Genomic DNA, 24,469 nt, shown 5'->3' with positions numbered 1-24,469 from the left:
TTATGCCTTACGCTGCGTTTCCCGCCAGATACGCCAGGCCATGCCCGCCAGCAGGAGCACGCCCGCAATCAGCACGCCCCACACCAGCAGGGCGTTCATCCAGCTCGCCCGATCGGCCGCAGAGGTGGCGGTCAGACGCCCCTCGCCGCCTAACGCAACGTCATCCACAATGTCGGCCTGCGGCAGGTTCGCCATTGCATAGGTCTTACGCAGGTCGGCGGGGATCAGCATGTCGGGCTCCACGCTGGCAGGCTTTGCGGCGCCGTTGCCCCAGGCAAGCACGTACGGCGCTTTCCCCTGCGCGTTGAACACCAGGTCATAGCGGTCGCGATGCCCCGTGACGCTCGGCAGGTATTCTGGCAGACGCGCATTCAGCGTCGTGATTTTCACGGCCTGCACCAGGCCCCCGCTAAGCGAAACCGGTCCGGACGTTTTTCCCTCCAGGCGATAAATCACCTCTTTTTTCAGGGGGTGCCATGCGTCTTTTTCCGTACTGCGCCACGCGATCTCCACGGGAAGGACACCATCACCGTTCAGCGAAATGCTGACAGCACTCAGCGGCTGCGGGCGCACCCAGCGCCACTGCGCTTCGCTTGTCGATAGCGGCTCCCCTTCTCCCTCAAGATTGATCTCTTCCGGGGCAGCCTGCGCAGGTGCGCTGATTGCGTTTACGCCGGTCAACGTTATCCCCTTGCTCTGCGTATTCAGCACCACCATGAGATAGCGATTCGCCTCGGGAGATAAAACCGTATCGGTATCGATCCGATCGAGTTTAAGGCGATCCTGACCGCTGGCGACGTCCAGCAGCGGCATATCTTCGCGCAGGGTATACCAGCGCTTAAGATCCTCGCTGTAATAGACCGACGCCGTTCCCTGCCAGGGCGACTGCGGGGTATTCCAGAGCAGCTGCAGCTGGGATATGGCCAGCTCACCCGTCGTCTGCTCCGGCAAGGTCAGCAGGTAATGTTGCCCGACGGCGGCGGCTTTTTGCCCCTCCAGCACAATCTCAACGCCGTTTCGGGAACGGAGCAGGATCTTATCGCTGTCACCGGTGTCTGAGCCAGCCGCGAGCGGCGAGGCGTCCAGCGGAAAGAGACGCAGCGCCGTGGAGTGCGCTGTGTCCTGCGGGCGCGTTGCGGCGATCAGGCTAAAGGGAACCGGCTCGCCCGACTGGTTAAAGACGCGAACATCATGCAGATCCGCTGACGTGCTCTGCTCATAGACGGCAAGCGGCAGCATCACCCGATACCACCGGGAAGGAACGGACGTGTCGAGTGAACGACCAAAGGCATAGTCCCGGGGCGATTCCGCGGGTACCTCGTCGCAGAACGCCGGGCCGGAAAGCGCCAGCAGCGCGGTACACGCTACCGCTTTCATCCATTTCATTTTTCATCTCCTGTTTTTGGCGGTAGCGGCGAGAAATAGCCCACTATCAACACCAGTATCGCCACACCGATAAACGCCACCGCGCGCGACAGACCGCCTCCGCCCGCGCTGTCCACCAGCATCAGCTTAACCATCACCACACCCAGCAGCGCGGCCCCGCAGAGCCACTCCTGCCGGGAAGCCTGACGGGTGGCATGGATCATGACCACCAGCGCGCTCAACATCCAGAACAGGGCAAAGCTGGTCTGGATAAGCCGCGAATCCCACAGCGATGCCATATTCCAGGCCACGTCGCCGTACCAGGCCAGGGCGCGCATCAGCGCACCGTTTAGCCACCAGAAGCCAAACGCCATGAGCGCGACGGCAGGCCACGGGCGCGCTTGCGCAAGCCACGCCGGGTAGTAGCGATCCACCGCCCGATAAAAGACCACCAGACCCAGCAACGCGAACGCGGCACCTTCCTCAAGCGGGTTCACCAGCGGCAGCCAGGTCTGACGATAGACCACGCCGTCCTGGAAATTGGTCACCACCAGCAATACCAGCAGCGCCACGACTACGGGAATCGGTGCCAGGCAGGCGTAGAGCGCAGGCCACTCCCGGAACGGCCACACGCGACGCCGTACCGCAGCAGAGAGCACCATAATCACCCCGCCGCCTGCGGCCATCGCTAATCCGCTACCCCAGGCCGCCATGCCCCATGGCAGAGACCGGGCAAACCAGTAAAGCTCGGCGGCCAGCGCCAGTAAAATCATCCAGAACAGCAACAGATGCAGCCCCATCGCGATGCGCGGCAGGAGTCTTTCACCGTCGCGCCGCAGCAGCATTAGCGCGGCAGGAAGCGCAACGCACCAGGCCAGGTTTGACCAGCCGGCGGAGACGATCTGCTGGTGCCAGAGCTGATAACCCACCATCAGCAGCATAACCGGCCAGAGCAGCCATTTGCTGGCGTCCAGCTCCCGCCACGCCAGACGAGCGGCCACCTGCCGCCAGCCCCAGACCGACGCCGCCGTCAGCGCCAGCACGCCCGCCAGAATCGGTAATTCCTTCGTCAATGCCAGCCGCGATGCGCCCAATAGCGCCACGAGCCAGAACAGCAGACCACCTGCCAGCAGCGCCCAGCTGACCGGCAGGAAGAGAGTCCGCCACAGCCAGGCCGCAGCCAGCCAGCAAAGGCTAAGGATGGCGAAGATAAGGAGCAGGCTCAGCGGCGTAACGCCGTTTGTTTGCGCCCACAGCGCGCTGCCGAGCGCCAGCACCAGCAGCGCCGTCCCGCTATAGCTCATCCGCCGCTGCTGCTGTTGCACGCCCAGCCAGAGGATACCCAGCCCCTCCAACGCCCAGGCCATTGCCGTCCAGCGCGCCGACAGCGCCAGCGGAATGGCGAGCGTGGCAAACCCGCCGCCGATCGCCAGCGCCGCCATGACCAGCGGCCGTCCGAGGGAGGGATAGCGCCGCAGCGCGAGGTACGCGAGGGTGAGATAAAATGCGCCGTATCCCAGCGCGCTCAGCGCCGGGCCATATTCCCAGTGTCGGGTCATGCCGTACTGCATCCCGAAGCCGATCAGCGGCGGGGCAAAAAGCAGCACGCCGTCAACGATCTGCTTCCCTCTCTCCTGCGCCCGCAGCGACAGCGCCACGCTCAGCACGCCGAATATCAGCGTATTGGCAATCAGGAACAGCTGGCAGATCCAATAGTCTTCAGGCTGGTAGTCATTCAGCCCCCACAGGCCGCCCACGCCGAACGTAAACAGCAGCCCGAGCAGGTTCAGCTCTCGCCAGTGCTGCCAGATGCTGATAGCAAGAATGCCGATGGACAGCAGGAGGTAGAAAGAGAACAGCGCGACAAAGCTGCCGCCCCCGGTAGACAGCAGGAGCGGCGCAAGATAGCCGCCGAGGCTCGCCAGCATGGCAAGGCTCAGCGCCTTCTGCAGCACCGCCAGCCCGACGCTCGCCGCGCAAATCACCACCAGCAGCGCAAAAGCCAGCGTCATCGGCAACATTTGCCAGAGCCGGAAGGCGCCAAACACCGTCAGGTAGAGCACGCCGGTCGCCCCGCCCTGGAGGATCAACGCATAGACGCGCTGCCTGTGCCGCAGTCGCCACCCGACAGCCAGCAGAACAATGGCAAACAGCGCGGTTGCCACGAGGCGCAGCTCAAGCGGGAACAGGGAATGTTCGACGGTATAGCGCAGCAGGAAAGAGAGGCCGAGGAAGAGCAGCAGGATCCCCAGCTTCGCCAGCGGATTACCCTGCATGAACCAGCGCGCCAGCGACGTCAGGATGCCGCCAAAGGCTGAAGGCGGTTTTGCCACTGGCGCAGGAGCCTGAGCGGGTTCTGCCACCGCAGCGGGAATATCGGGGCGCCAGGGGTCGACAGACGCGGGAGCGTCCTCCACCACCGGCGCGGTCATAGCCACCGGCGCGGCGGTCTGCACCGGCTCCGGCGCGTTCTCAGGCACGCCGCGCTGCTCAAGCGCCTCTATGCGCTGGCGCAGCCGGGCAATCTCCTGCCGCGCTACCGTACTTCGGTTAAACCCGATAACCGCAAGCACGGGCGCAACCAGCAGCGCAAAAACCAGGAATAAACAGCCAAGGATGTAAAGCTCGTCCATGTTTCCACCTTCACCGTAAACGATCCGTTAAGATTGACACAAATCGTTGCATTTGCGCCATCTTAAAAGGTGGAAACATTAGCGCATTAGCTGCCGAACCAGATCGTCGCGGATACCGCAGGCAGCGCCAGCACGCCGTCCTGTATCGTCGCCTTGCCCTCTTTGCTCTTCCACGCAGCCACCTTCAGCAGCGGTGAATCATCCAGCACCACTTCGCAGGCCTCGCCCCGGTTGATCGCCACCAGCACGCGCTGCTGGTTATAGACGCGAGCAAACACCACCACGTTATCGTGGGCGTACACCACCTGACAGCCGCCGTACCGCAGGGCGAGACTCTGCTTACGCAACTTCGCCAGGCGCTGATACAGGCTGAACAGCACCTTGTCCTGTTTCTCCGGCGCCCACGGGAAGGTTTTGCGACAGAACGGATCGTTGTTGCCGTCCAGCCCCACCTCGTCTCCGTAGTAGATGCACGGTACGCCCGGCCAGGTGAAGAGCCAGGTCACCGCCAGCGGCAGACGCGCGATATCCTTGCCGAGCAGGGATTTAAAGCGCGCGGTGTCGTGGCTATCGAGCTGGTTAAACATCCGCAGCTGCTGCTGATGCGACAGACCAGCGCGGTAGTTCTCCATCCACGCCATGCAGGTTTCAGCGTCGATATGATTCGGATCGTAGGAGATATCGGTGTTGGCGAGGAATCCCCACAGCGGGAAGGTAAAGCCGCGATAGTTCATCGCCGCATCTTCCGCATCGTTCTGCAGCCACTGGCGCGCGTCGCCAAAGTGTTCGCCGAAGACAAACGCCTCCGGCTGGGCCGCTTTTGCCGAGCGCGTAATCCCGGCGACGTGCTGAAGGTTATTCCGCGCCCCGCCCGCTTCGCCGAGCATATGCACTACGTCCAGACGCCAGCCGTCCATATTCCACGGCGCCTTCAGCCAGTGGCGCACGATGCTGTCTTCCCCGCCGTAAATCTCGTTCACAAGCGTTGGCGACTGGAAATCCAGCTTCGGCAGGCTCGGGTAGCCCAGCCAGTCCAGCGCACGCCCCTCCTCATTAAAGCTATACCAGTCGCGCTGCGGCGAATCCGGGTTATGACATGCCCCGCCCATCGACTGATTATGCCGATCAAACCACGCATGCGAATCTCCGCTGTGGTTGAACACGCCGTCCAGAATGAGGCGCATACCTTCGTTTTGGGTGTTCTTACGCAGGCGCAGCAGCGCCTCGTCACCGCCAAACTGCGCGTCGACGTGGCGATAATCTTCGGTATCGTATTTATGTACGCTCGGGGCCTTGAACACCGGGTTGAGATAGAGCGCCGTCACGCCCAGTTTTTTCAGGTACGGCAGCTTTTCGCTGATGCCGTCGAGATCGCCCCCGTAGAAAGTCGATCCGCCCGCCTGCGCGGTCAGCGGCTCATCCCACGCTTTCAGGATAATGTCGTGGCCCGCTGCATGGTGGTAATAGATCTTATCCTGGTCGGCAGTGCGTTTTTCGCTGCGCGCAAAACGGTCCGGGAAAATCTGGTAAAAGACCTGATCGTTAACCCACTGCGGGCCGTTATCCGGGTAATCCACAGCAAACTGCTCCAGCCGTGCAGGCGGGAAACGGCTAAACCCCTGCGGGGTAAACCACAGCTGACGGTTGTTCCACAAAAGCTTAAAGCTGTAGCGGCGACGCGGCTGTCCGCTACGCAGGTCGATATTCGCACGCCAGGCGGTGATCCCCGGCTGCGGCTGGCTGCGCAGCTTGTGCATTTTCAGCCCGGTCTCTTCGTTATCGATTTCGGCGCGGAGCGTCACGCGTTCAGGCTGATTTTCACCCGCCAGCCAGAGCGTAATCACCAGGTTGTCTTTGTTTTGCTTAACAAATGGGGCAACCGGAAGGTGCCAGGCGTTTAACATCACGAATCCCCTTTGATGAAATTGACGTCACCTTGCCACAGGGTGGTTAAGGATAGCTCACCATGATGGGATTTATTGGGGGAGGAGGACGGGGGATGAGGCACCAGTGCGGCCTGATGCCCTCACCCTAACCCTCTCCCACGGGGAGAGGGGAAAAGGATGTTACTGCGCTTCCGCCAGTTGACGGTCGCGGCGGCATTTAAACACCCAGCCCACCAGCAGCAGCACGATCCACGCGCAGCCCACGTAGAGCGAAATGCGGGTGTCCGGATGGTAGCCAATCAGGCCAATGATAAACACCAGGAAGATCAGCCCCACGACGGTGGTCGCAACGCCGCCCGGTACTTTGAACTTCAGCGCTTTCGCCTCATCCGGTGACAGGCGACGGCGGAAGGCAATCTGCGACAGCAGAATCATGATCCACACCCACACCGTCGCGAAGGTTGCCAGGGACGCAATCACCAGGAAGACGTTCTCCGGCATGATGTAGTTCAGGTAAACCGAGAACAGCAGCGCCACGGTCATCACCACGACGGTCACCCACGGCGTGCCGCGGCGTGAGGTTTTGGCGAACACCTTCGGCGCACTGCCCTGCTCCGCCATGCCGTGCAGCATACGGCCCACGCCAAAGACGTCACTGTTGATCGCCGAAAGCGACGCGGTCAGCACCACAAAGTTGAGAATGCTGGCGGCAAACGCAATACCCATATGCTGGAAAGTCAGGACAAACGGGCTACCGTTGGTACCCACCTGATTCCACGGGTAAATGGACATGATCACGAACAGCGTACCCACGTAAAACACCAGAATACGCATCGGCACCGAGTTGATCGCACGCGGAATGGATTTCTCCGGGTCTTTCGCTTCACCAGCGGTGATACCGATAATCTCGATACCGCCGTAGGCGAACATCACCATCTGCAGCGACATCACCATCCCGAGCCAGCCGTTGCTGAAGAAGCCACCGTTGCTCCAGAGGTTGTGGATCCCGGTCGGCTGCCCGCCGTTGCCAATCCCCCAGATGATAATCCCGAAACCGGCCACAATCATGATGATGATGGTGGCGACCTTGAAGAAGGAGAACCAGAACTCCAGCTCGCCAAACACCTTCACGCTCATCAGGTTGACGGCGCAAATGATCAGCACCACGCTCAGCACCCAAATCCAGTGCGGTACCGCCGGGAACCAGACGCCCATGTAGATGCCAAATGCCGTCACGTCGGCAATCGCCACAATCAGGATTTCGAAGCAGTAGGTCCAGCCGGTGATAAACCCGGCCAGCGGGCCGAGGTTTTCCTGCGCGTAGCGGGAGAATGAGCTGGCGGAGGGGTTGTGAACCGACATTTCGCCGAGGGCGCGCATGATGATATACGCCGCCACGCCGCCGATGATGTACGCCAGCAGCACGCTGGGACCGGCCATTTTGATGGCATCTGCCGAGCCATAAAAAAGACCGGTGCCGATAGCCGAGCCCAGCGCCATAAAGCGGATGTGGCGCGTGCTCAATCCACGTTTAAGTTTGTTAGTGCTTTCCATTTAAATCTTGCCATTCAACACGAAAAAAACAAAAAACCACGGGGCCTTAAGCCCCGTGGTTAAACAGTTTGTTGCCGTTGATTAATGGGCGTTCGATGCGACCTGACGCCCTGCGGCACGGTCCCAGATAATCGCCAGAATCAGCGCAACAACGGTAGGCATCAGCCAGGCCAGACCCTGCTCGGACAGCGGCAGACGCTGTGTCCAGGCTGGCAGAACTTCAGCGAACGCTGATGCTTTAATCCCGTCAAGGATACCAAAAATCAGGCTGATAAACATGGCTGGTGCAATAATTCGTGAGGAGTTGTTCCACCACGGGCGGGTGAAGCTCAGCACCACCAGCACGATGCACGGCGGATAAATCGCCGTCAGTACCGGAATAGAGACCTGAATCAGGTGGCTCAGACCGAGGTTGGACACCGCCATGGAGAAGATACCAAGGATAAACACCAGGGTACGGTAAGAGAGCGGCAGATACTGCGCAAAGAACTCAGCACAGGCGCAGGTCAGGCCAACGGCGGTAACCAGACAGGCCAGGAAGATAAGCGCCGCCAGCAGCATACTGCCCGCACCACCGAAGGTGTGCTGAACGTAGGCGTGCAGGATAGCCGCACCGTTGGCGTTCTGATCGACCAGCATGGCGCTATCGGAGCCCAGACGGAACAGCGCCAGATACAGCAGCGTCAGCCCTACGCCAGCCATCAGACCGGCCCAAATGGTATAGCGGGTCAGCAGACGTGCTTCGGTCACCCCGCGGGAACGCGCGGCGTTAACGATAACGATACCAAACACCATCGCGCCCAGCGTATCCATCGTCAGGTAGCCGTTCACGAAGCCGTTAGAGAACGCGGCGTTTTTATAGGCGTCCATCGCGTCGCTAATCGGGCCGGCGGGCCAGACGATGGCCGCCACCGCCAGGACAATCAGCGCCACAATTTTCAGCGGAGCCAGGAAGTTACCCACGGTATCCAGCAGTTTGCCAGGATAGAGGGAAACCAGAATCACGATAGCGAAGTAGATCAGGCTGTAGATGAACAGCGGCATCGCGCCGTCACCGGTCAGGGGAGCAATCCCCACTTCAAAGGAAACGGTCGCGGTACGCGGGGTGGCAAACAGCGGCCCCACGGCCAGATAGCAGACGGTTGCCAGCAGAACGCCTGCCACTTTGCCGATCGGGGAGCTGAGGCTATCCACACCGCCACCGACTTTCGCCAGCGCGATGACGGTCAGCACCGGCAGACCCACGGCAGTAATCAGGAAACCAAACGCGGCGGTCCAGACGTGTTCACCCGCCTGTAAGCCAACCATTGGAGGGAAAATGATGTTGCCTGCGCCAACGAACAGCGCAAATGTCATAAAGCCCAGCGCGATGATGTCACGCGATTTTAAGTGATGGGTCATAAAACCTTACTGCCTGTGGATGTGGTGTTGAAAACATTGAGATTTTCGATATCCCTGACGGGACGATACAGCCGAAAATTTGCTCAATTTCAGCGGGAAATGCTCCCGTCCTGGCGTGGAGAAGAATAGTTTTTCGATTTACCACGCAAATACAGTCGGTCTGACAGTATCTGGGGCGCAATTTAAACGCTTATAACGTTTAAAGGCAAGGTGGGATCGTAAAACCAGAACAATATGCCAGCATGAAAATACACACCAGCACAATACGCTGTTTATAAGAAAAACCCATGGCTAATCATGCGAACAAAAAACAGCCAGCCGTATAAAATTCATCCGCGTTTCGCTTGACTGCAAAGCAAACGGGCCAGCGATGGCTGACCCGTGGAAAGGTAAAATGACACGCCCGCCGTCAGGCGATCTTTTTGGCAATTAATCGTTCCGGGATAACGAAGCTGAAGCGGGTTCCTTTGCCCAGGGTACTCTGAATATCGAGACGGCTTTCATGGTGATTGACCGCGTGTTTCACTATCGCCAGCCCCAGACCGCTTCCGCCCGTCTGCCGCGATCGTGCTTTATCCACACGGTAGAAACGCTCGGTCAGGCGCGGAATATGCTCCGGCGCAATCCCCGGCCCGTTGTCCTCCACGCTAAACTCGGCCCCCGTTGGGGTATGGTGCCAGCGCACCACGATATCCGTCCCCTCCGGCGTATGATTCACCGCGTTATACACCAGGTTGGAAATGGCGCTGCGCAGCTCATCTTCACTGCCCAGCACCTTCAACGTGTTGTCGACGTCAAAGGTCAGGTGATGCTTTTTGTGGCTTAACGTCTGCGCTTCACGCTCCACGACCCGCAGCATCATCGGAACATCAATGGTGTCATTCAGCGCGAGCGTTGGCGCCGCTTCAATCTTCGAGAGCGTCAGCAGCTGCTTCACCAGGCCTTCCATCCGGTGCGTTTGCTCGCGCATGGTGTGCAGCGCTTTTTCACGCGGCGCACCTTCCAGCGTTTGCTCCTGCATCATCTCCAGGTAGCCCTGCAGCACGGTCAACGGGGTTCGCAGTTCGTGGCTGACGTTGGCGAAGAAGTTACGACGCGCCCCTTCCAGTTGGTGCATCTGGGTGACATCGCGCGCCACCATCAGCCACTGCTTATCGCTGTAGGGCATCACGCGGATCTCCAGATGGCGACCATTATTGAGCTTGAGATTGTGCGGACGGGTGAAATCACGCTTTTTCAGGTACAGCGTGAACTCGGGATAACGCAGAAGGTTGAGGATATTCTGTCCATTGTCATCCGGCCAGCGCAGGCCCAGCAGCTGCTGCGCCAGGCCGTTACACCAGAAGATCGTCCCTTCTTCGGTCGTCAGGATCACGGCATCCGGCAGCGACTCTGCACCGCTGCGAAAACGCTTAATCAGGCTTCCCAGCTCGCGGCGGCGCTTTTTATTACGCATCTGCATCTGATGCAGACCGTACAGCAGCGGCTCCCAGCTGCCGCTTCCCGGCGGCGGCGTCATGCTTCGGTCAACCCACAGCCACCAGGAGAGGCGCAGCAGGTTCCAGAAATGCCAGATGAGCAGCCCGGTGACCGACGCCAGCAGAAACCACGGCAGGTGTCCAAGAAAGGCCCCCAAAATGAAGGCCGGAATACAGCATAAGATCAGTTCAAAGACGAGCCTTTTCCATGACAGACGTTCCAGCACGCGTCACACTCCTGTCATTGTTCAGAAACGGGTAGAAAAACGATAACCCGTACCGCGGACCGTCTGCACCATGCGATCGTGGCCGCTCAGTTCCAGTGCTTTTCGCAGGCGGCGGATATGTACGTCAACCGTCCGGTCTTCGACATACACGTTAGTTCCCCAGACGTTATTCAGCAACTGCTCGCGGCTGTAAACGCGCTCCGGGTGGGTCATAAAGAAGTGCAGGAGTTTAAATTCGGTAGGCCCCATGTCGAGGGGATTTTCACCGGTCATCACGCGGTGAGACGTCGGATCAAGGCTCAGTCCCTGCATTTCGATCACCTCTTCCACCGCCATCGGCGAAATACGGCGCATTACGGCTTTAATGCGGGCCACCAGCTCTTTGGGGGAGAACGGTTTGGTAATGTAATCGTCCGCGCCGGTCTCCAGACCACGCACGCGATCCTCTTCTTCTCCGCGCGCCGTAAGCATCACCACCGGGATGTCGCGGGTCAGCGCTTCACGCTTCAGATGTTTGATAAACTGCAGTCCGGAGCCGCCGGGCAACATCCAGTCCAGCAGAATCAGATCGGGCCAGGGTTCATTCAGCTGGTTCACTGCACTGTCATAATCTTCTGCTTCAACCGGCTGGAAGCCATTTTGTTCGAGCACGAAGCACACCATTTCACGAATTGGAGCTTCATCTTCTACGACCAGAATACGTCTCGCCATACTTTGCCCTGTCTTATCTTATTTACGTTACAAGTTTGTAATTCGGCGCCATTATGCGTCAGATTTATGACAGATTTATGAAAAACAGTACCACGTTAACGGGCAAACCGTTGTTTTATTACAGCGGTTATTTTCCCTTCTCTGAACGTTTATAATCCTGCTTTCTCTTTTTTGCCACGGATCAGCTATGCGCATACTTCACACCTCGGACTGGCATCTGGGTCAAAATTTTTACAGCAAAAGCCGTGCGGTTGAACATGAAGCGTTCCTGGGCTGGCTGCTGGAAACGGCCCGGACGCACGAGGTGGACGCGATTATTGTGGCGGGTGACATCTTTGATACCGGCTCGCCGCCGAGCTATGCGCGCGAGCTGTATAACCGCTTCGTGGTGAATCTGCAGCAAACCGGCTGTCATCTGGTGATTGTCGCCGGCAACCATGATTCCGTCGCAACGCTGAATGAATCCCGTGACATCCTGGCGTTTCTCAATACCACCGTCGTCGCCAGCGCCGGGCACGGCCCGCAGATCCTGAAAAAGCGCGACGGGTCGCCGGGGGCGGTGCTGTGTCCGATACCGTTTTTACGTCCGCGCGACATCGTGCAAAGCCAGGCGGGGCTGTCGGGGGCGGAAAAGCAGCAACATTTATTGCAGGCCATCACCGACTATTACCACCAGCAGCACGCCGAAGCCTGTGCCCTGCGCGGTGACCAGTCGATTCCGGTGATTGCGACCGGGCACCTCACCACCGTCGGGGCCAGTAAAAGTGACGCCGTGCGTGACATCTATATCGGCACGCTGGATGCCTTTCCGGCGCAGCACTTCCCGCCCGCCGACTACATTGCGCTCGGGCACATTCACCGGGCGCAGATCGTCGGCGGCTGCGAGCACATCCGCTACTGCGGCTCCCCCCTTTCGCTCAGTTTTGACGAAACGGGCAAAGCCAAATCCGTACATCTGGTGACCTTCTCCGACGGGAAACTCAGCGCCGTCGACACGCTGGAGGTGCCCGTTACTCAGCCGCTGGCCGTGCTGAAAGGCGATCTCGATGCCATCACCGCCCAACTGGAGCAGTGGCGCGGCGTCGAGCAAGATCCCCCCATCTGGCTGGACATCGAAATCACCACCGACGACTACCTGCACGATATGCAGCGAAAAATCCAGGCGCTGACCGAAGATTTGCCGGTTGAGGTCTTGCTGGTGCGCCGCAGCCGCGAGCAGCGCGAGAAAATCCTGTTAAGCGCCCAACGCGAAACGCTCAGTGAACTGGGGGTCGAAGAGGTGTTTGAACGCAGACTCTCGCAGGAGGAAATCGACGAGGCGAAGCGCGCAAGGCTCAGCGAACTGTTCAGCCATACCCTGCATGCGCTCAATGATGAGGAAGAAAACGCGTGAAAATTTTGAGCCTGCGACTGAAAAATCTTAACTCCCTCAAGGGCGAGTGGAAAATTGATTTTACCGCTGAGCCGTTTGCCAGCAACGGGCTGTTTGCCATCACCGGCGCGACCGGGGCAGGTAAAACCACCCTGCTCGACGCCATCTGTCTGGCGCTTTATCACGAAACGCCGCGACTGCAGAAGGTCTCCCAGGCGCAAAACGACCTGATGACGCGCGACACCGCCGAGTGCCTGGCGGAAGTGGAGTTCGAGGTAAAAGGCACCGCCTATCGCGCCTTCTGGAGCCAGAACCGCGCGCGCAACCAGCCGGACGGGAACCTGCAGGCGCCGCGCGTGGAGCTGGCGCGCTGCGAAGATGGCAAAATCCTGGCCGACAAAGTGACGGATAAGCTGGAGCAAACCGCCGCGCTCACCGGGCTGGACTACGGGCGCTTTACCCGCTCCATGCTGCTTTCTCAGGGGCAGTTTGCTGCCTTTCTCAACGCCAAACCGAGCGATCGCGCCGAGCTGCTGGAAGAGCTGACCGGCACCGAAATCTACGGTCAGATTTCCGCCATGGTGTTTGAGAAACACAAAGCCGCCCGCAGCGTACTTGAAAAGTGCGAGGCGCAGGCGGCGGGCGTCGTGCTGTTGAGCGAAGAACAACAGCAGCAGTTACAGCAAAGTTTGCAGGCACTTACTGACGAAGAGAAAACCCTGCTGGAACAGCAGCAAAACCAACAGAAAGATTTTCAGTGGCTTACGCGCCATGATGAGCTCGTGCGCGAGCAACATCGCGTCACCGCGATGCAGCAGCAGACGCAACAGGCGCTGACGGACGCTGCGCCTGAGCTGGCAAAACTGCAGCTTGCTCTCCCCGCCGCCCAGCTTCGACCGCTCTGGGATCATCAGCAGGAACAAACCGCGCGCCTGACGCAAACGCAGCAGCGAATTATCGAAGTAAATACTCGCTTACAGGCCAGAACCGCGCTGCGTTCGCGTATCCGCAATACCGCCCTGCGTGACCACGAGCAGCGACAGGCCGAACTGTCGGCGCTGGCGCAGTGGCTGGCGGGGCACGAGCGCTATCGTCTGTTAGGCCAGGAGATTGCAGGCTGGCGTGCCCAGTTCTCGCAGCTTAACCGCGATAAAACGCAGTTAGCCTCGCTTGCTGCGCGGATAGGTGAATTACGCAACAGGCTGGCTGCGATGCCGGAAAATGCGCTGACGCTGACGGCGGATGAGGTCAGCGCGGCCATGGAGCAGCAGTCCCGGTTACGCCCGCTGCGCCAGCAGCTGACGTCGCTGCATGCCCGCTATCAGCCGCTGCAAAAGCGCCTGCGCCAGAGCAGTGAAAGCGTGCAGAAGGCGCAGGCCGAACAAAGTAAGCTTAATGAAACGCTGACGCTGCGCCGCCAGCAGTACAAAGAGAAAAACCAGCATTATCTCGATCTAAAAGCCCTGTGCGAAACAGAAGCAACAATTAAGAAGCTGGAGCATTACCGTTCCCAGCTTGAGGCGGGCAAACCCTGTCCGCTGTGCGGTTCCTGCGAACATCCGGCCGTTGATCAATATCAGTCGCTTGAGCTGACGGATAACCAGCGCCGCCGTGATGCCCTGGAAAAAGAGGTCGCCGCCCTTAAAGAGGAAGGCCTGCTGGTGCTGGGACAGGTCAATGCCCTGACTCAGCAGATCCAGCGCGAGACAGACGACGCGCAGACGCTTTCTCAGGAAGAGCAAGCGCTCACTAAAGAGTGGGTGGCGGCCTGCACGTCCCTGAATATTACCTTGAATATTCAGGACGATATCGCGCCATGGCTGAACGAACAGGAACATTACGAGCGCCAGCTTTATCAGCTCAGTCAGCGTCTCACCCTGCAGAACCAGCTGAGCGAACAGGAAGCGCAGGAGCGGCAGTATCAGCAGCAACTGGCGGCCACGCGGCAGGCGCTGGAACATGCCCTGCTCGCGCTCTCACTTAACGCACCTGAAGAGAGTCAGGAAGCCGCCTGGCTTCAGGCCCGTGAAGCTGAATTCGCGCAGTGGCAGGAGAAACAAACGCAGCACGGCGTGCTTCAGGAACGTATAAACGCCCTGAAGCCACTGCTCGACGCGCTTCCGGCAACGAACAGCGAAGACGCCGAACCGGTTATTCCTGATAACTGGCGCACCATCCACGACGAGTGCGTGTCGCTGCAAAGCCAGCTTACCGCGCAACAGCAGCAGGAAGCGCTGGAGCGAGAGCGCCTGCAGCAATCGCAGACGCAGTTCACCGCGGCGCTCTCGGCGAGCTGCTTTGCCGACCAGGACGCGTTTCTTGCCGCCCTGCTGGATGACGATGCTATTCGCCACCTTGAACAGCTGAAACAGTCGCTGGAAAACCAGATACAGCAGGCCGCGGCGCTGTGCGGGCAAGCGAACCAACAGCTACAGTCTCATCTGGCGCAGAGGCCGGAAGGGCTCGACGCCGATGTACCCACGCTGCAAATCCAGCTGCAGCAGTTGGCGCAACAGCTGCGCGAGAACACCACGCATCAGGGCGAGATCCGTCAGCAGCTTAAGCAGGACAGCGATAACCGGCAGCACCAGCTGGCGTTGATGCAGCAAATTGAAGAGGCCGCGCGCCAGGCGGATGACTGGGGGTACCTGAACGCGCTGATCGGCTCCAGCACCGGCGACAAGTTCCGTAAGTTCGCCCAGGGGCTGACGCTGGACAATCTTGTCTGGCTTGCTAACCAGCAGCTTAACCGTCTGCACGGGCGTTATTTATTGCAGCGTAAGGCCAGCGACGCGCTGGAGCTGGAAGTGGTGGATACGTGGCAGGCAGATGCAGTCCGCGATACCCGCACCCTCTCCGGCGGCGAGAGCTTCCTGGTCAGCCTGGCGCTGGCGCTGGCGCTTTCCGATCTGGTGAGTCATAAAACGCGGATCGATTCGCTGTTCCTGGATGAAGGGTTCGGCACGCTCGACAGTGAGACGCTGGATACGGCGCTGGATGCGCTCGACGCGCTGAACGCCACCGGGAAAACCATCGGCGTGATCAGCCACGTAGAGGCGATGAAAGAGCGTATTCCGGTGCAGATCAAAGTGAAGAAGATTAACGGGCTGGGGTATAGCAAGCTGGATAAGGTATTTGCGGTGGAATGAATGGGGGGATCGTGCGGTCTGATGCCCTCACCCTAACCCTCTCCCACAGGGAGAGGGAATAAACGTTTATTCTGGCCACAGCCACGCCGCGCCGCGCACGCCGCTGGAGTCCCCGTGCAGCGCTTTGCGGATCGGGGTTTCACACTCGCCGCCGAAGACCCACTGCTTCACCAGGTTCGGCACCGTGGCATACAGCCGATCGACGTTGCTCATGCCGCCGCCGAGCACTATCACGTCAGGATCGAGAATATTCACCACGTGGGCCAGCGATTTCGCCAGCCGCATTTCGTAGCGGCTAAGCGCCAGCTCCGCCACCGGGTCCTGCGCTTCGACCAGACGCATGATCTCGTTACCCTTGAGCGGCTGGCCGCTCAGGCGATGGTAGTCGGTCGCAAAACCAGTACCGGAGATAAACGTCTCAATACAGCCCTGTTTTCCGCAGTAGCATGGGACTTCAGTGCGGTATTTGAGTTCGTCTTCATCCATCCACGGCAGCGGGTTGTGTCCCCACTCGCCCGCCGTGCCGTTACCGCCGATATGGGCACGCCCGCCAAACGCCACGCCCGCGCCGCAGCCGGTACCGATGATCACCGCAAACACGGTCTGGGCACCGGCCGCCGCGCCGTCGATGGCCTCAGAGACGGCGAGGCAGTTAGCATCGTTGGCCAGACGCACTTCCCGGTTCAGACGCGCGCTTAAATCTTTATCAAACGGCTGACCGTTGAGCCAGGTGGAGTTAGCATTTTTAACCACGCCGGTATACGGCGAGATCGACCCCGGGATCCCCATCCCGACGCTGCCGGTTTGTCCTGTGGCCTGCTCGGCCATCTCAACCAGCCTGGCAATGGTCTCGATAGTCTGGTGATAATCATCGCGCGGCGTAGGCAGACGGTGGCGGAACAGCTGTTCCCCCTGCTCGCTCAGTGCGATAACTTCTGTTTTGGTGCCGCCCAAATCAATGCCAATACGCACAAGACTCTCCTCATTATTTTGATTATCAACAGAGTAGAAGCACGCATCCCGATTAGCAATGCAAGCGATGCGACAATTCGTTATCATGCCCGCTGATTTAACGACAAGGCCGTGGAAATTATCATGCTGTGGTTCAAAAATTTGATGGTTTACCGTCTCAGCCGCGACGTTTCGCTGCGTGCAGAAGAGATGGAAAAACAGTTAGCCGCTTATACCTTTTCCCCTTGCGGTAGCCAGGATATGGCAAAAACCGGTTGGGTTCCGCCAATGGGTTCACAAAGCGATGCATTGACCCACGCCAGCAGCACGGGTCAAATCATCGTCTGCGCCCGTAAAGAAGAGAAGATTCTGCCCACGCCGGTGGTTAAGCAGGCGCTCGAGGCGAAAATTTTCAAGCTGGAAGCCGAGCAGGGCCGCAAGCTGAAAAAGACCGAAAAAGATTCGCTGAAAGACGAAGTGCTGCACTCTCTGCTGCCGCGCGCCTTCAGCCGCTTCAGCCAGACCATGATGTGGATCGACACCGTTAACGGGCTGATCATGGTGGACTGCGCCAGCGCCAAGAAAGCAGAAGATACGCTGGCCCTGCTGCGTAAGAGCATCGGCTCGTTACCGGTCGTTCCGCTGGCGCTGGAAACGCCAATTGAGTTAACGCTGACCGAATGGGTACGCAGCGGTGCTGCGGCACAGGGCTTCCAGATCCTTGATGAAGCCGAGCTGAAAGCCCTGCTGGAAGATGGCGGCGTGATCCGCGCGAAGAAGCAGGATCTGGTCAGCGACGAGATCGCCGTACACATTGAAGCGGGTAAAGTGGTCACCAAGCTGGCGCTCGACTGGCAGCAGCGCATCCAGTTCGTGATGTGCGACGACGGCTCCGTGAAGCGTCTGAAGTTCTGCGACGAGCTGCGCGATCAGAACGAAGATATCGACCGGGAAGATTACGCCCAGCGTTTTGACGCGGACTTCATCCTGATGACCGGCGAGCTGGCCGCGTTGATTCAGAATCTGGTGGAAGGTCTTGGCGGCGAAGCGCAGAGATAACGGGTAAAACGTAGGCCGGGTAAGCGTTAGCGCCACCCGGCTAATTTTTTATTTCAGGTAGCGGCACAGATAAGAGGTAGGCTCAGCCACCTGCAAATGAAATTCGCTGTGGCCAGGGACGTTGAAAACTTGCCCGGCAGCGTAAACTTTCCATTCCGTTTCACCTGGCAGCAGGACGTTCAGCGCGCCGCTGACCACCGTCATCTCTTCCGCTTCCGCCGTGCCAAAGGTGTATTCCCCTTCCGCCATTACGCCAACGCTGGCGCGGCCAGTGCTGCTGCTGGTAAAACCAATGGATTTCACTTTACCGGAAAAGTATTCGTTACTCTGAAGCATGAACTGGCCCTTATATTTTTAGATAAAAATTCACTATAGGGGCCATGCTCATCACCTGTCACGCAAAATCATTACATGAGCAGTTCCGAGGCCAGGCGAGCCATCAGAACGTTGGATAACAGCACCGGCACATCCAGCGCTTTTTGCAGCAAATCACGATGATGCTGGTGGAATCCCAGACAGTCCAGAATCAGGACATCGGCCCCTCTTTCCAGCAGTTCCTTCCCGGCAGCAATGAGTTTGGCCTCACTGTCCCAGAACGGATTGGCCAGCGCGTACAAGGGCACTTTTTCCAGCACGTGCCATTTTGCCTCCTGGTTATCCATGAGCTCCTCAATGGGGACAATCACCCCCACCTGATGACCATCCACGATGGAGGCCACCAGCGGCGGAATGATGCGCATCGGTTCCAGCAGAATCGCATTGCGCGCCGTGAGTCCCTTAATGGGGGCCGTGCTCATCAGCAAAATAACGTCATAACCTTGATTATCGAGCACTTCTATTACGCCCTGCAGCGAGCGCTCGATTTTCTGGCGTGAAACATGCGCCAGTTTACCGTCACTTAATAACGTCGCCAGGGGATCCTCCCCCGCCTCGACAGCGTAGTCCTCCATGACCTCTTCCCGACTCATCTTCCCCAGCAGGCTCAGATGCGTTATCTGTTGTTCAGATACATGCTCGGTTAAGAGCGGTAACACTTCGCTTACAGGGACCACACCAATGGTGAGGATCGCCAACGTTGCCTTCATCTTTATCGCCTTCCATTACTCCAACATCGTGCACACAGGTACAGGCTCACTACGCTGCACAGTTCATTTTTTCAACAAAACAGCACCAAGCGTAGCAGGTGATCCCGACATCGAAATGTAAAGATCGCCTGCCGATACCAGAGTTACTTGTAATAACTAAATATTAACTCCTGCTTAACTTTCACGATGAGTAAAAAGTGTGATTCAGGCACGATCCTGGAGCGTTTAGGAAAACATTCAGGTTATGTCGGGATCTTCGTAGCGCCGTTTCGCATCCAGCGCTTCCTGTTCAGTCTCGTGTTCACTGATCAGCGAGTCCGGTTTTGGGTGATCGGCACGCAGTTGATACCAGGTCACGGTATGACCCGTATGGCCTTTTTCAACGGTAACAATGCGCGCTTCACGCGGATAGGGAGGTCTGGTTGGCATAGCTCATCCTTTTTTTATGTCTGAGCTATAAGTATAGACGCCGCTTAGCTGGCACAAGCCAAACGCAGGGCGGTAATAATCTGAATCACAACGTCTTCGGGAGAGGCTGACGCATCCACCACGTGGTGAGCCGCTTCGCGGTATAACGCATCGCGTTCCGCCAGCACTTCACTCACCTCTTCGTTCAGCGGCCTGGAGGTTAGCGCAGGGCGTTGCCCCTCTTCCGGAAAGGCTTCCAGACGCCCAACCAGGGCCGACACCGGCGCGCTGAGGTAAATCACAATCCCCTTTTCGCGCATAAACTGACGATTACACTCCGCCAGAACAATGCCACCCCCGGTCGCAATCACTGCAGACGGGGTGGTGACCGCTTTCAGCGTGGCCGTTTCGCGCGCGCGAAAGCTTTCCCATCCCTCTTGTTCAACAATCTCAGCGATGGTTTTTCCAGCCTCGGTTTGCAGCCAGTGGTCGGTATCCACAAACTGGCGATGACACACACGTGCCAGCTCCAGGCCAACGGTGGTTTTCCCACAGCCGCGGAGGCCAACTAAAAAGATGGGTTGGGTCATAGCCAGGTGTTCCCCTTGATGCCGGATGGCTGAAGAGTGTAAAGAAATAATTGCAGAAGATGTTGCGATTACTTTACTGCAAAGCGGTACGGGATGACAACCCTGTGGAGGCCACACTGTACCACAAATTGACAATAATTATCATTACGCTGTACGGCGCTTCACTTCCAGCAGCCATTTATCCAGTTCGGCAGCAAACTGCTGGCGATCGCGCTGTGACAGGCTATCCGGCCCACCGGTCTGCACGCCGCTGGCCCGCATCGTATCCATAAAATCGCGCATAGTGAGCTTCTCGCGAATGGTCGACGGCGAGTATCGCTCTCCGCGCGGATTGAGCGCCGCCGCCCCTTTCTCCAGCACTTCGGCAGCCAGCGGAATATCCGCCGTGATCACCAGATCCTCCGCGCTGCACAGGCGGACAATTTCGTTATCCGCTACGTCAAACCCGGCCGGCACGCGTAAAGAGCGGATGAAGCGCGAAGGCGGTACGCGAATATTCTGGTTCGCCACCAGCGTCAGCGGCATCTGAACGCGCTCGGCGGCACGAAATAAAATCTCTTTAATCACATTCGGACACGCGTCCGCATCAACCCAAATCGCCATATTGTCTCCCCTTAATAACTCTGCCGACTATTGTCGCCTGCATTTCGTTGTTAAGCTATCAATCAGAGAAAACAACGCATAATGACGGAGAATCGTGATGGACAAGAAAATCGGGTTTATCGGCTGCGGTAACATGGGCAAAGCCATCCTGGGCGGTCTGATCGCCAGCGGGCAGGTGCTGCCGGGTCAGATTTGGGTCTATACCCCGTCACCGGACAAGGTCGCCGCGTTGCGCGATCAGTACGGGATCAACGCCGCCGAAAGCGCGCAGGAAGTGGCCCAGGTTGCCGATATCGTCTTTGGCGCCGTCAAGCCGAACATCATGATCAAAGTGCTGAGCGACATCACCTCTAGCCTGAATAAAGAGACGCTGGTGGTGTCGATTGCCGCGGGCGTCACGCTCGATCAGCTGGCGCGCGCGCTGGGCCACGACCGCAAAATCGTCCGTGCGATGCCAAACACCCCTTCACTGGTCAACGCCGGCATGACCTCCGTCACGCCTAACGCCCTGGTGACCTCAGAAGACGTGGCGGATGTACTGAACATTTTCCGCTGCTTCGGTGAAGCAGAAGTGATTGCCGAATCGATGATCCATCCGGTAGTCGGCGTCAGTGGTTCTGCGCCTGCGTATGTCTTCATGTTTTTAGAAGCGATGGCCGATGCCGCCGTGCTTGGCGGAATGCCGCGCGCCCAGGCGTATAAGTTCGCCGCGCAGGCCGTCATGGGCTCCGCCAAAATGGTGCTGGAGACCGGCAAACACCCGGGTGAGCTGAAAGATATGGTTTGCTCCCCTGGCGGTACCACCATCGAAGCAGTGCGGGTGCTGGAAGAGCGCGGATTCCGCTCGGCCGTCATTGAGGCCATGACAAAATGCATGGAAAAATCAGAGAAGCTGAGTAAATCCTGATCGTTTCAGTCGGGCGTCAGGCGGCCACTTCAGTGCGGCTGCGCCCGGCATTTTTCGCTCTGTACAGCGCCACGTCAGCCGCCTTTAGCCATTCCCGATAATGTCCAAATTGCGGTCCCCAGGGGGCAACGCCTACGCTGATGCGCAGCGCCTCTTTTGGCGCGCACGGTAGCGACAGCGTTTCCAGCCGCTCATGCACCCGGGACATCACGGCGATCGCGCTTTCCGCCGCGGTCTGCGACATAATCACCGCAAACTCATCCCCGCCAAACCGGCCGATGGCATCACCTGACCGCACCGACATCTGAAGCTGGCGCGTAATGGCAATGATCGCCTCATCCCCCACGGCGTGCCCCCAGGTATCGTTGATATTTTTAAAGTGATCGATATCAATCAGCAAAATCGTGGCGGTGCAGTGGTCACGGCGGCAATGCTCAAATTCATTTCGCAGCAGCATTTCCCAGTGACGTCGATTAAAGACCCCGGTCATGCCGTCGCGGGTGCTCATCATTTCCAGCCGCTGCTTGTGCTCAGCAAGCCTGACGGCGGTGCGGTGGCTGAGCCAGGCAAACAGCATGGGATAAAGCACCAGCACCGGCAGCGTTAAGCCCCACTCCACCGGGTCGGGGTTAAAGACGGTCACGCGGCCGACAAGCGGCAGCGTCACCAGCGCGGAGAGCAGGGTCAACAGGATCCCCGGAATAAACAGACGACAGCCCCCGGAGCCCATCATATTCATCCCTACCATCATCACCAGCGCCGCCGTGGGTAACGCGCTCATCCCCATCACGCCGATCCAGAGCCCGGCAATGATGGCATCGATCTTAAGATTGAATACTTCCTGCTGATGAGGTGACGCGGCCCGGCAGGACAACTGCCAGGCGAAATGGGGCCAGACGAACGCCCAACCGACCAGTAAAAGCCACCAGCCTCCGGGTAAAAAATGGGTGACCAGCATTCCTGCAACCGGGAAAAACATCGCTGCCAGCCCCACGGCGCGCGCCAGCCGAACCCACCGGGCAAACTGAATGCCAGCGCGGTGAGGGTCATCCTGAGAAAGGGTTAAATTCCACTCTTCCCGAATGCGCTTTTTGTTGTAATACGTTTCATCATTCATCATTTTTGGGAATATTCTGAAACATTTTCCCAAATTATAGAGAGGGGGTCTGCGGGGAAAGTATGAAATTTCGGGTGAGCCGCCGGAGCCGCTCACCCGTTCGAACTACACTTTTTTCTTCAGGCAGGCACTCATGAACTTGCTGCGGTCATCCCCTTTCAGAGACTGTTCGGTGGCCTTGGCATTACACTCGCGCATCTTTTGCTGCTGAGGCGTCAGGCTTTTTTCAGCTGGCTTCGAGGCGCCGTTTTTGAGGCAGTCGCTCATGTAGGTCTTGCGAGCATCGCCCTTCAGACTCTGAGACGTCGCCTGTTGATTACAGGTGGTCATACGCTGCTGCTGCGGCGTTAACGTTTTCTCTTCCGCGTTCGCCGAGGCGACCAGGAACAGGCCGGAGAGCAGAGTAACCAGTAATGTTGTTTTCATTGCACCATCCTTTTGTGAACATTCCCTGTAAGTCTGGTTCGTGACAGGAAAAAAACCACCCGGCAGATGTGATTTCCGCCGGGATTTTTATCATTTCAGACCCAGCGCCGCCTTCATGGTATAGAACAGATCCGTTTGATCCGTCAGGCCTACCACGTTTGCCGCGTGCGGGCCGTAGGCGGCAATGCGCAGCTGGGTGCCCGTGTGCTCCATGGACTCTTCTTCAGAGTTACCGTAGCTCATCACCATGACGGCACCATCTTTGGTGTTCAGCGCCTGCGTCAGGCCAGGGGCTTTGGTATCTGGCGGAATGATCTGGCTGGCGTGCGCGTGGTCCGCGGTGACGATCACCAGGGTGTTACCATCTTTTTTCGCGAACGCGAGCGCCTTCTGCACCGCCTCGTCCAGATCGACGGTTTCGCCAATCTGACCGCACGGATTCGCCGCATGATCCTGCTTATCGATTGACGCGCCTTCTACCTGCAGGAAGAACCCTTTTTCGCTCTTGCTCAACAGAGAGATCGCTTTATCGGTCATCGCCGCCAGCGTCGGTACGCTGTCCGTGCGTTTCGGGTTTGGCGTACAGGTCACCGCAGGCTTATCGATATTGCCGTGATACGAGGCTTTTGGACCTTCCCAGCGCACGGGCATATTGCCGTCGGAGAACAGCCCCAGCAGCGGCTTGTCCTGGTTCGCCTCGCTTATCGCCCCCAGAGCATTTGCGTCACTCACCAGCTGATAGCCGCGAGCCTGCGCCTGCTCGCGCAGCGTTTTGCCCTGCCATTCGCCCGCCGTCGCGGTTTCCGCGAAGGTTTTCGCGCCGCCGCCCAGCGTCACGTCAGGACGCGCGTTCAGCAGTTGTTCCGTAATCGAGCCTTTCCCGCCTTTTTCCAGCGCATTTGTAGGGCATTTTTCGCTGGTCACTGACGGGCCGTAGCACTTACGCGAGGTCACGTGTGCCACCAGCGCCGCAGGCGTCGCATCCTGAAGTTCAGCGGTGGAGACGTTGCCGGTCGCCAGGCCCGCCGCTTTTGCCATCTCCAGAAGGGTTTGATGATCGTGTTCGTGAATATCCACGCCCAGCGCACCATTATAGGTTTTCACGCCGGTGGACCACGCCGTGGCAGAGGCCGCGGAGTCCGTTACGTAATCCGGTTTACCGGTTTTTTTATCCAGCGCGTAGTGGGTATATTGTCCCGTCAACGGTAAGGCGTCGATACCTTTAAAAAAGCCGCCCGCTCCCTCGGCATAATTTCGCGCCGCCGTGATTTCGGAATCGCCCATTCCATCGCCAATCAGCAGAATAATATTTTTTGCCGGTTTCTCATTCAGCGAAGCGCGAATAGCGGCGGTTTGATCTTCTGATAAACGGCGCGCGCCGCCAGGCTGGGTGATATCCCCTTTTGCCGCACGATTATCCAGCACGCTGGTTTGCGTCGTATCTGCATAAATGGCAGGGGTAATTAACAGGGGAAGTAATGCAATGAAAAGTGCGCTCTGTTTCAATTTATTTTCTCCATGTACAAATACATAAAAATAAAAACAGA

General features: G+C 58.4%; 20 protein-coding genes. 4 read left to right on the top strand and 16 right to left on the bottom strand.

Annotated elements, in window-relative coordinates:
- From KGP25_RS05195 to phoB, 7 genes are all read right to left on the bottom strand, one after another.
- Nucleotides 1–1,386, bottom strand: coding sequence for a DUF3999 domain-containing protein (locus KGP25_RS05195; RefSeq protein WP_223540070.1), 1,386 nt, complete (start codon nucleotides 1,384–1,386; stop codon nucleotides 1–3).
- On the bottom strand, nucleotides 1,383–3,998 hold the full coding sequence (locus KGP25_RS05190) for a DUF2339 domain-containing protein (RefSeq protein ID WP_223540069.1): 2,616 nt from the start codon (nucleotides 3,996–3,998) through the stop codon (nucleotides 1,383–1,385). The genes KGP25_RS05195 and KGP25_RS05190 overlap by 4 nt, the downstream gene beginning before the upstream one ends.
- Before the next feature lie 86 nt (nucleotides 3,999–4,084).
- Nucleotides 4,085–5,902, bottom strand: a complete 1,818-nt coding sequence (malZ, locus tag KGP25_RS05185; RefSeq protein ID WP_223540068.1) for a maltodextrin glucosidase — start codon at nucleotides 5,900–5,902, stop codon at nucleotides 4,085–4,087.
- A 162-nt stretch (nucleotides 5,903–6,064) separates the two neighbouring features.
- Nucleotides 6,065–7,438 (bottom strand): proline-specific permease ProY, encoded by a 1,374-nt coding sequence (gene proY, locus KGP25_RS05180; protein ID WP_008503261.1) that lies wholly within the window; start codon nucleotides 7,436–7,438, stop codon nucleotides 6,065–6,067.
- 81 nt (nucleotides 7,439–7,519) lie between these two features.
- Nucleotides 7,520–8,839, bottom strand: a complete 1,320-nt coding sequence (gene brnQ / locus KGP25_RS05175; RefSeq protein ID WP_223540067.1) for a branched-chain amino acid transporter carrier protein BrnQ — start codon at nucleotides 8,837–8,839, stop codon at nucleotides 7,520–7,522.
- Between the two features lie 409 nt (nucleotides 8,840–9,248).
- The gene (phoR, locus tag KGP25_RS05170) at nucleotides 9,249–10,544 is read right to left on the bottom strand and encodes a phosphate regulon sensor histidine kinase PhoR (protein WP_045909799.1); all 1,296 of its coding nucleotides are present in this window, start codon (nucleotides 10,542–10,544) and stop codon (nucleotides 9,249–9,251) included.
- Nucleotides 10,545–10,565: 21 nt separating this feature from the next.
- Entirely contained in the window at nucleotides 10,566–11,255 is a 690-nt protein-coding gene (phoB, locus tag KGP25_RS05165) for a phosphate response regulator transcription factor PhoB (protein WP_008503265.1), read from the bottom strand.
- Nucleotides 11,256–11,442: 187 nt separating this feature from the next.
- Between phoB and sbcD the strand changes: the two genes are divergently transcribed.
- Together sbcD and sbcC are read left to right on the top strand one after the other, a co-directional pair.
- On the top strand, nucleotides 11,443–12,648 hold the full coding sequence (gene sbcD, locus KGP25_RS05160; RefSeq protein ID WP_223540066.1) for an exonuclease subunit SbcD: 1,206 nt from the start codon (nucleotides 11,443–11,445) through the stop codon (nucleotides 12,646–12,648).
- A complete protein-coding gene (gene sbcC / locus KGP25_RS05155; protein ID WP_223540065.1) occupies nucleotides 12,645–15,776 on the top strand; it encodes an exonuclease subunit SbcC in 3,132 nt (1,043 codons plus the stop codon). The genes sbcD and sbcC overlap by 4 nt, the downstream gene beginning before the upstream one ends.
- A 66-nt stretch (nucleotides 15,777–15,842) precedes the next feature.
- On the opposite strand, the gene mak is transcribed toward sbcC, so the two are convergent.
- On the bottom strand, nucleotides 15,843–16,748 hold the full coding sequence (gene mak / locus KGP25_RS05150) for a fructokinase (protein WP_048225853.1): 906 nt from the start codon (nucleotides 16,746–16,748) through the stop codon (nucleotides 15,843–15,845).
- Nucleotides 16,749–16,871: 123 nt separating this feature from the next.
- Here mak and rdgC point away from each other — a divergent pair, with 123 nt between their 5' ends.
- Nucleotides 16,872–17,786 (top strand): recombination-associated protein RdgC, encoded by a 915-nt coding sequence (rdgC, locus tag KGP25_RS05145; protein ID WP_023310540.1) that lies wholly within the window; start codon nucleotides 16,872–16,874, stop codon nucleotides 17,784–17,786.
- 48 nt (nucleotides 17,787–17,834) lie between these two features.
- Here the strand turns inward: rdgC and ppnP are convergent, their stop codons facing one another.
- The 5 genes from ppnP to KGP25_RS05120 form a co-directional block, all read right to left on the bottom strand.
- Entirely contained in the window at nucleotides 17,835–18,122 is a 288-nt protein-coding gene (gene ppnP / locus KGP25_RS05140; protein WP_008503270.1) for a pyrimidine/purine nucleoside phosphorylase, read from the bottom strand.
- A 71-nt stretch (nucleotides 18,123–18,193) separates the two neighbouring features.
- Nucleotides 18,194–18,871 (bottom strand): AroM family protein, encoded by a 678-nt coding sequence (locus KGP25_RS05135; RefSeq protein WP_008503271.1) that lies wholly within the window; start codon nucleotides 18,869–18,871, stop codon nucleotides 18,194–18,196.
- A gap of 237 nt (nucleotides 18,872–19,108) precedes the next feature.
- Nucleotides 19,109–19,300: a protein YaiA gene (gene yaiA / locus KGP25_RS05130; protein ID WP_023334675.1), complete on the bottom strand. Its 192-nt coding sequence runs from the start codon at nucleotides 19,298–19,300 to the stop codon at nucleotides 19,109–19,111.
- A gap of 44 nt (nucleotides 19,301–19,344) precedes the next feature.
- Nucleotides 19,345–19,869, bottom strand: a complete 525-nt coding sequence (gene aroL, locus KGP25_RS05125) for a shikimate kinase AroL (RefSeq protein ID WP_223540064.1) — start codon at nucleotides 19,867–19,869, stop codon at nucleotides 19,345–19,347.
- A 144-nt stretch (nucleotides 19,870–20,013) separates the two neighbouring features.
- Entirely contained in the window at nucleotides 20,014–20,472 is a 459-nt protein-coding gene (locus KGP25_RS05120; RefSeq protein ID WP_010428006.1) for a YaiI/YqxD family protein, read from the bottom strand.
- A 97-nt stretch (nucleotides 20,473–20,569) separates the two neighbouring features.
- Between KGP25_RS05120 and proC the strand changes: the two genes are divergently transcribed.
- Nucleotides 20,570–21,379, top strand: a complete 810-nt coding sequence (gene proC / locus KGP25_RS05115) for a pyrroline-5-carboxylate reductase (protein ID WP_032656527.1) — start codon at nucleotides 20,570–20,572, stop codon at nucleotides 21,377–21,379.
- A gap of 16 nt (nucleotides 21,380–21,395) precedes the next feature.
- Here proC and adrA read toward each other — a convergent pair whose 3' ends face one another.
- The 3 genes from adrA to phoA all read right to left on the bottom strand — a co-directional run bounded on the left by adrA (nucleotide 21,396) and on the right by phoA (nucleotide 24,428).
- Nucleotides 21,396–22,499 carry a diguanylate cyclase AdrA gene (adrA, locus tag KGP25_RS05110; protein ID WP_223540063.1) on the bottom strand — a complete coding sequence of 368 codons (1,104 nt, stop codon included), beginning with the start codon at nucleotides 22,497–22,499 and terminating at the stop codon, nucleotides 21,396–21,398.
- Between the two features lie 102 nt (nucleotides 22,500–22,601).
- Nucleotides 22,602–22,922: a phosphate starvation-inducible protein PsiF gene (gene psiF, locus KGP25_RS05105; RefSeq protein WP_008503278.1), complete on the bottom strand. Its 321-nt coding sequence runs from the start codon at nucleotides 22,920–22,922 to the stop codon at nucleotides 22,602–22,604.
- A 90-nt stretch (nucleotides 22,923–23,012) separates the two neighbouring features.
- On the bottom strand, nucleotides 23,013–24,428 hold the full coding sequence (gene phoA, locus KGP25_RS05100; protein ID WP_223540062.1) for an alkaline phosphatase: 1,416 nt from the start codon (nucleotides 24,426–24,428) through the stop codon (nucleotides 23,013–23,015).
- Between the last annotated feature and the right edge of the window lie 41 nt (nucleotides 24,429–24,469).

Origin of the sequence: Enterobacter sp. JBIWA003, assembly GCF_019968825.1 — a bacterium.
GTDB lineage: Bacteria > Pseudomonadota > Gammaproteobacteria > Enterobacterales > Enterobacteriaceae > Enterobacter > Enterobacter quasiroggenkampii.
This window is presented reverse-complemented; position numbering and strand designations above follow the sequence as displayed.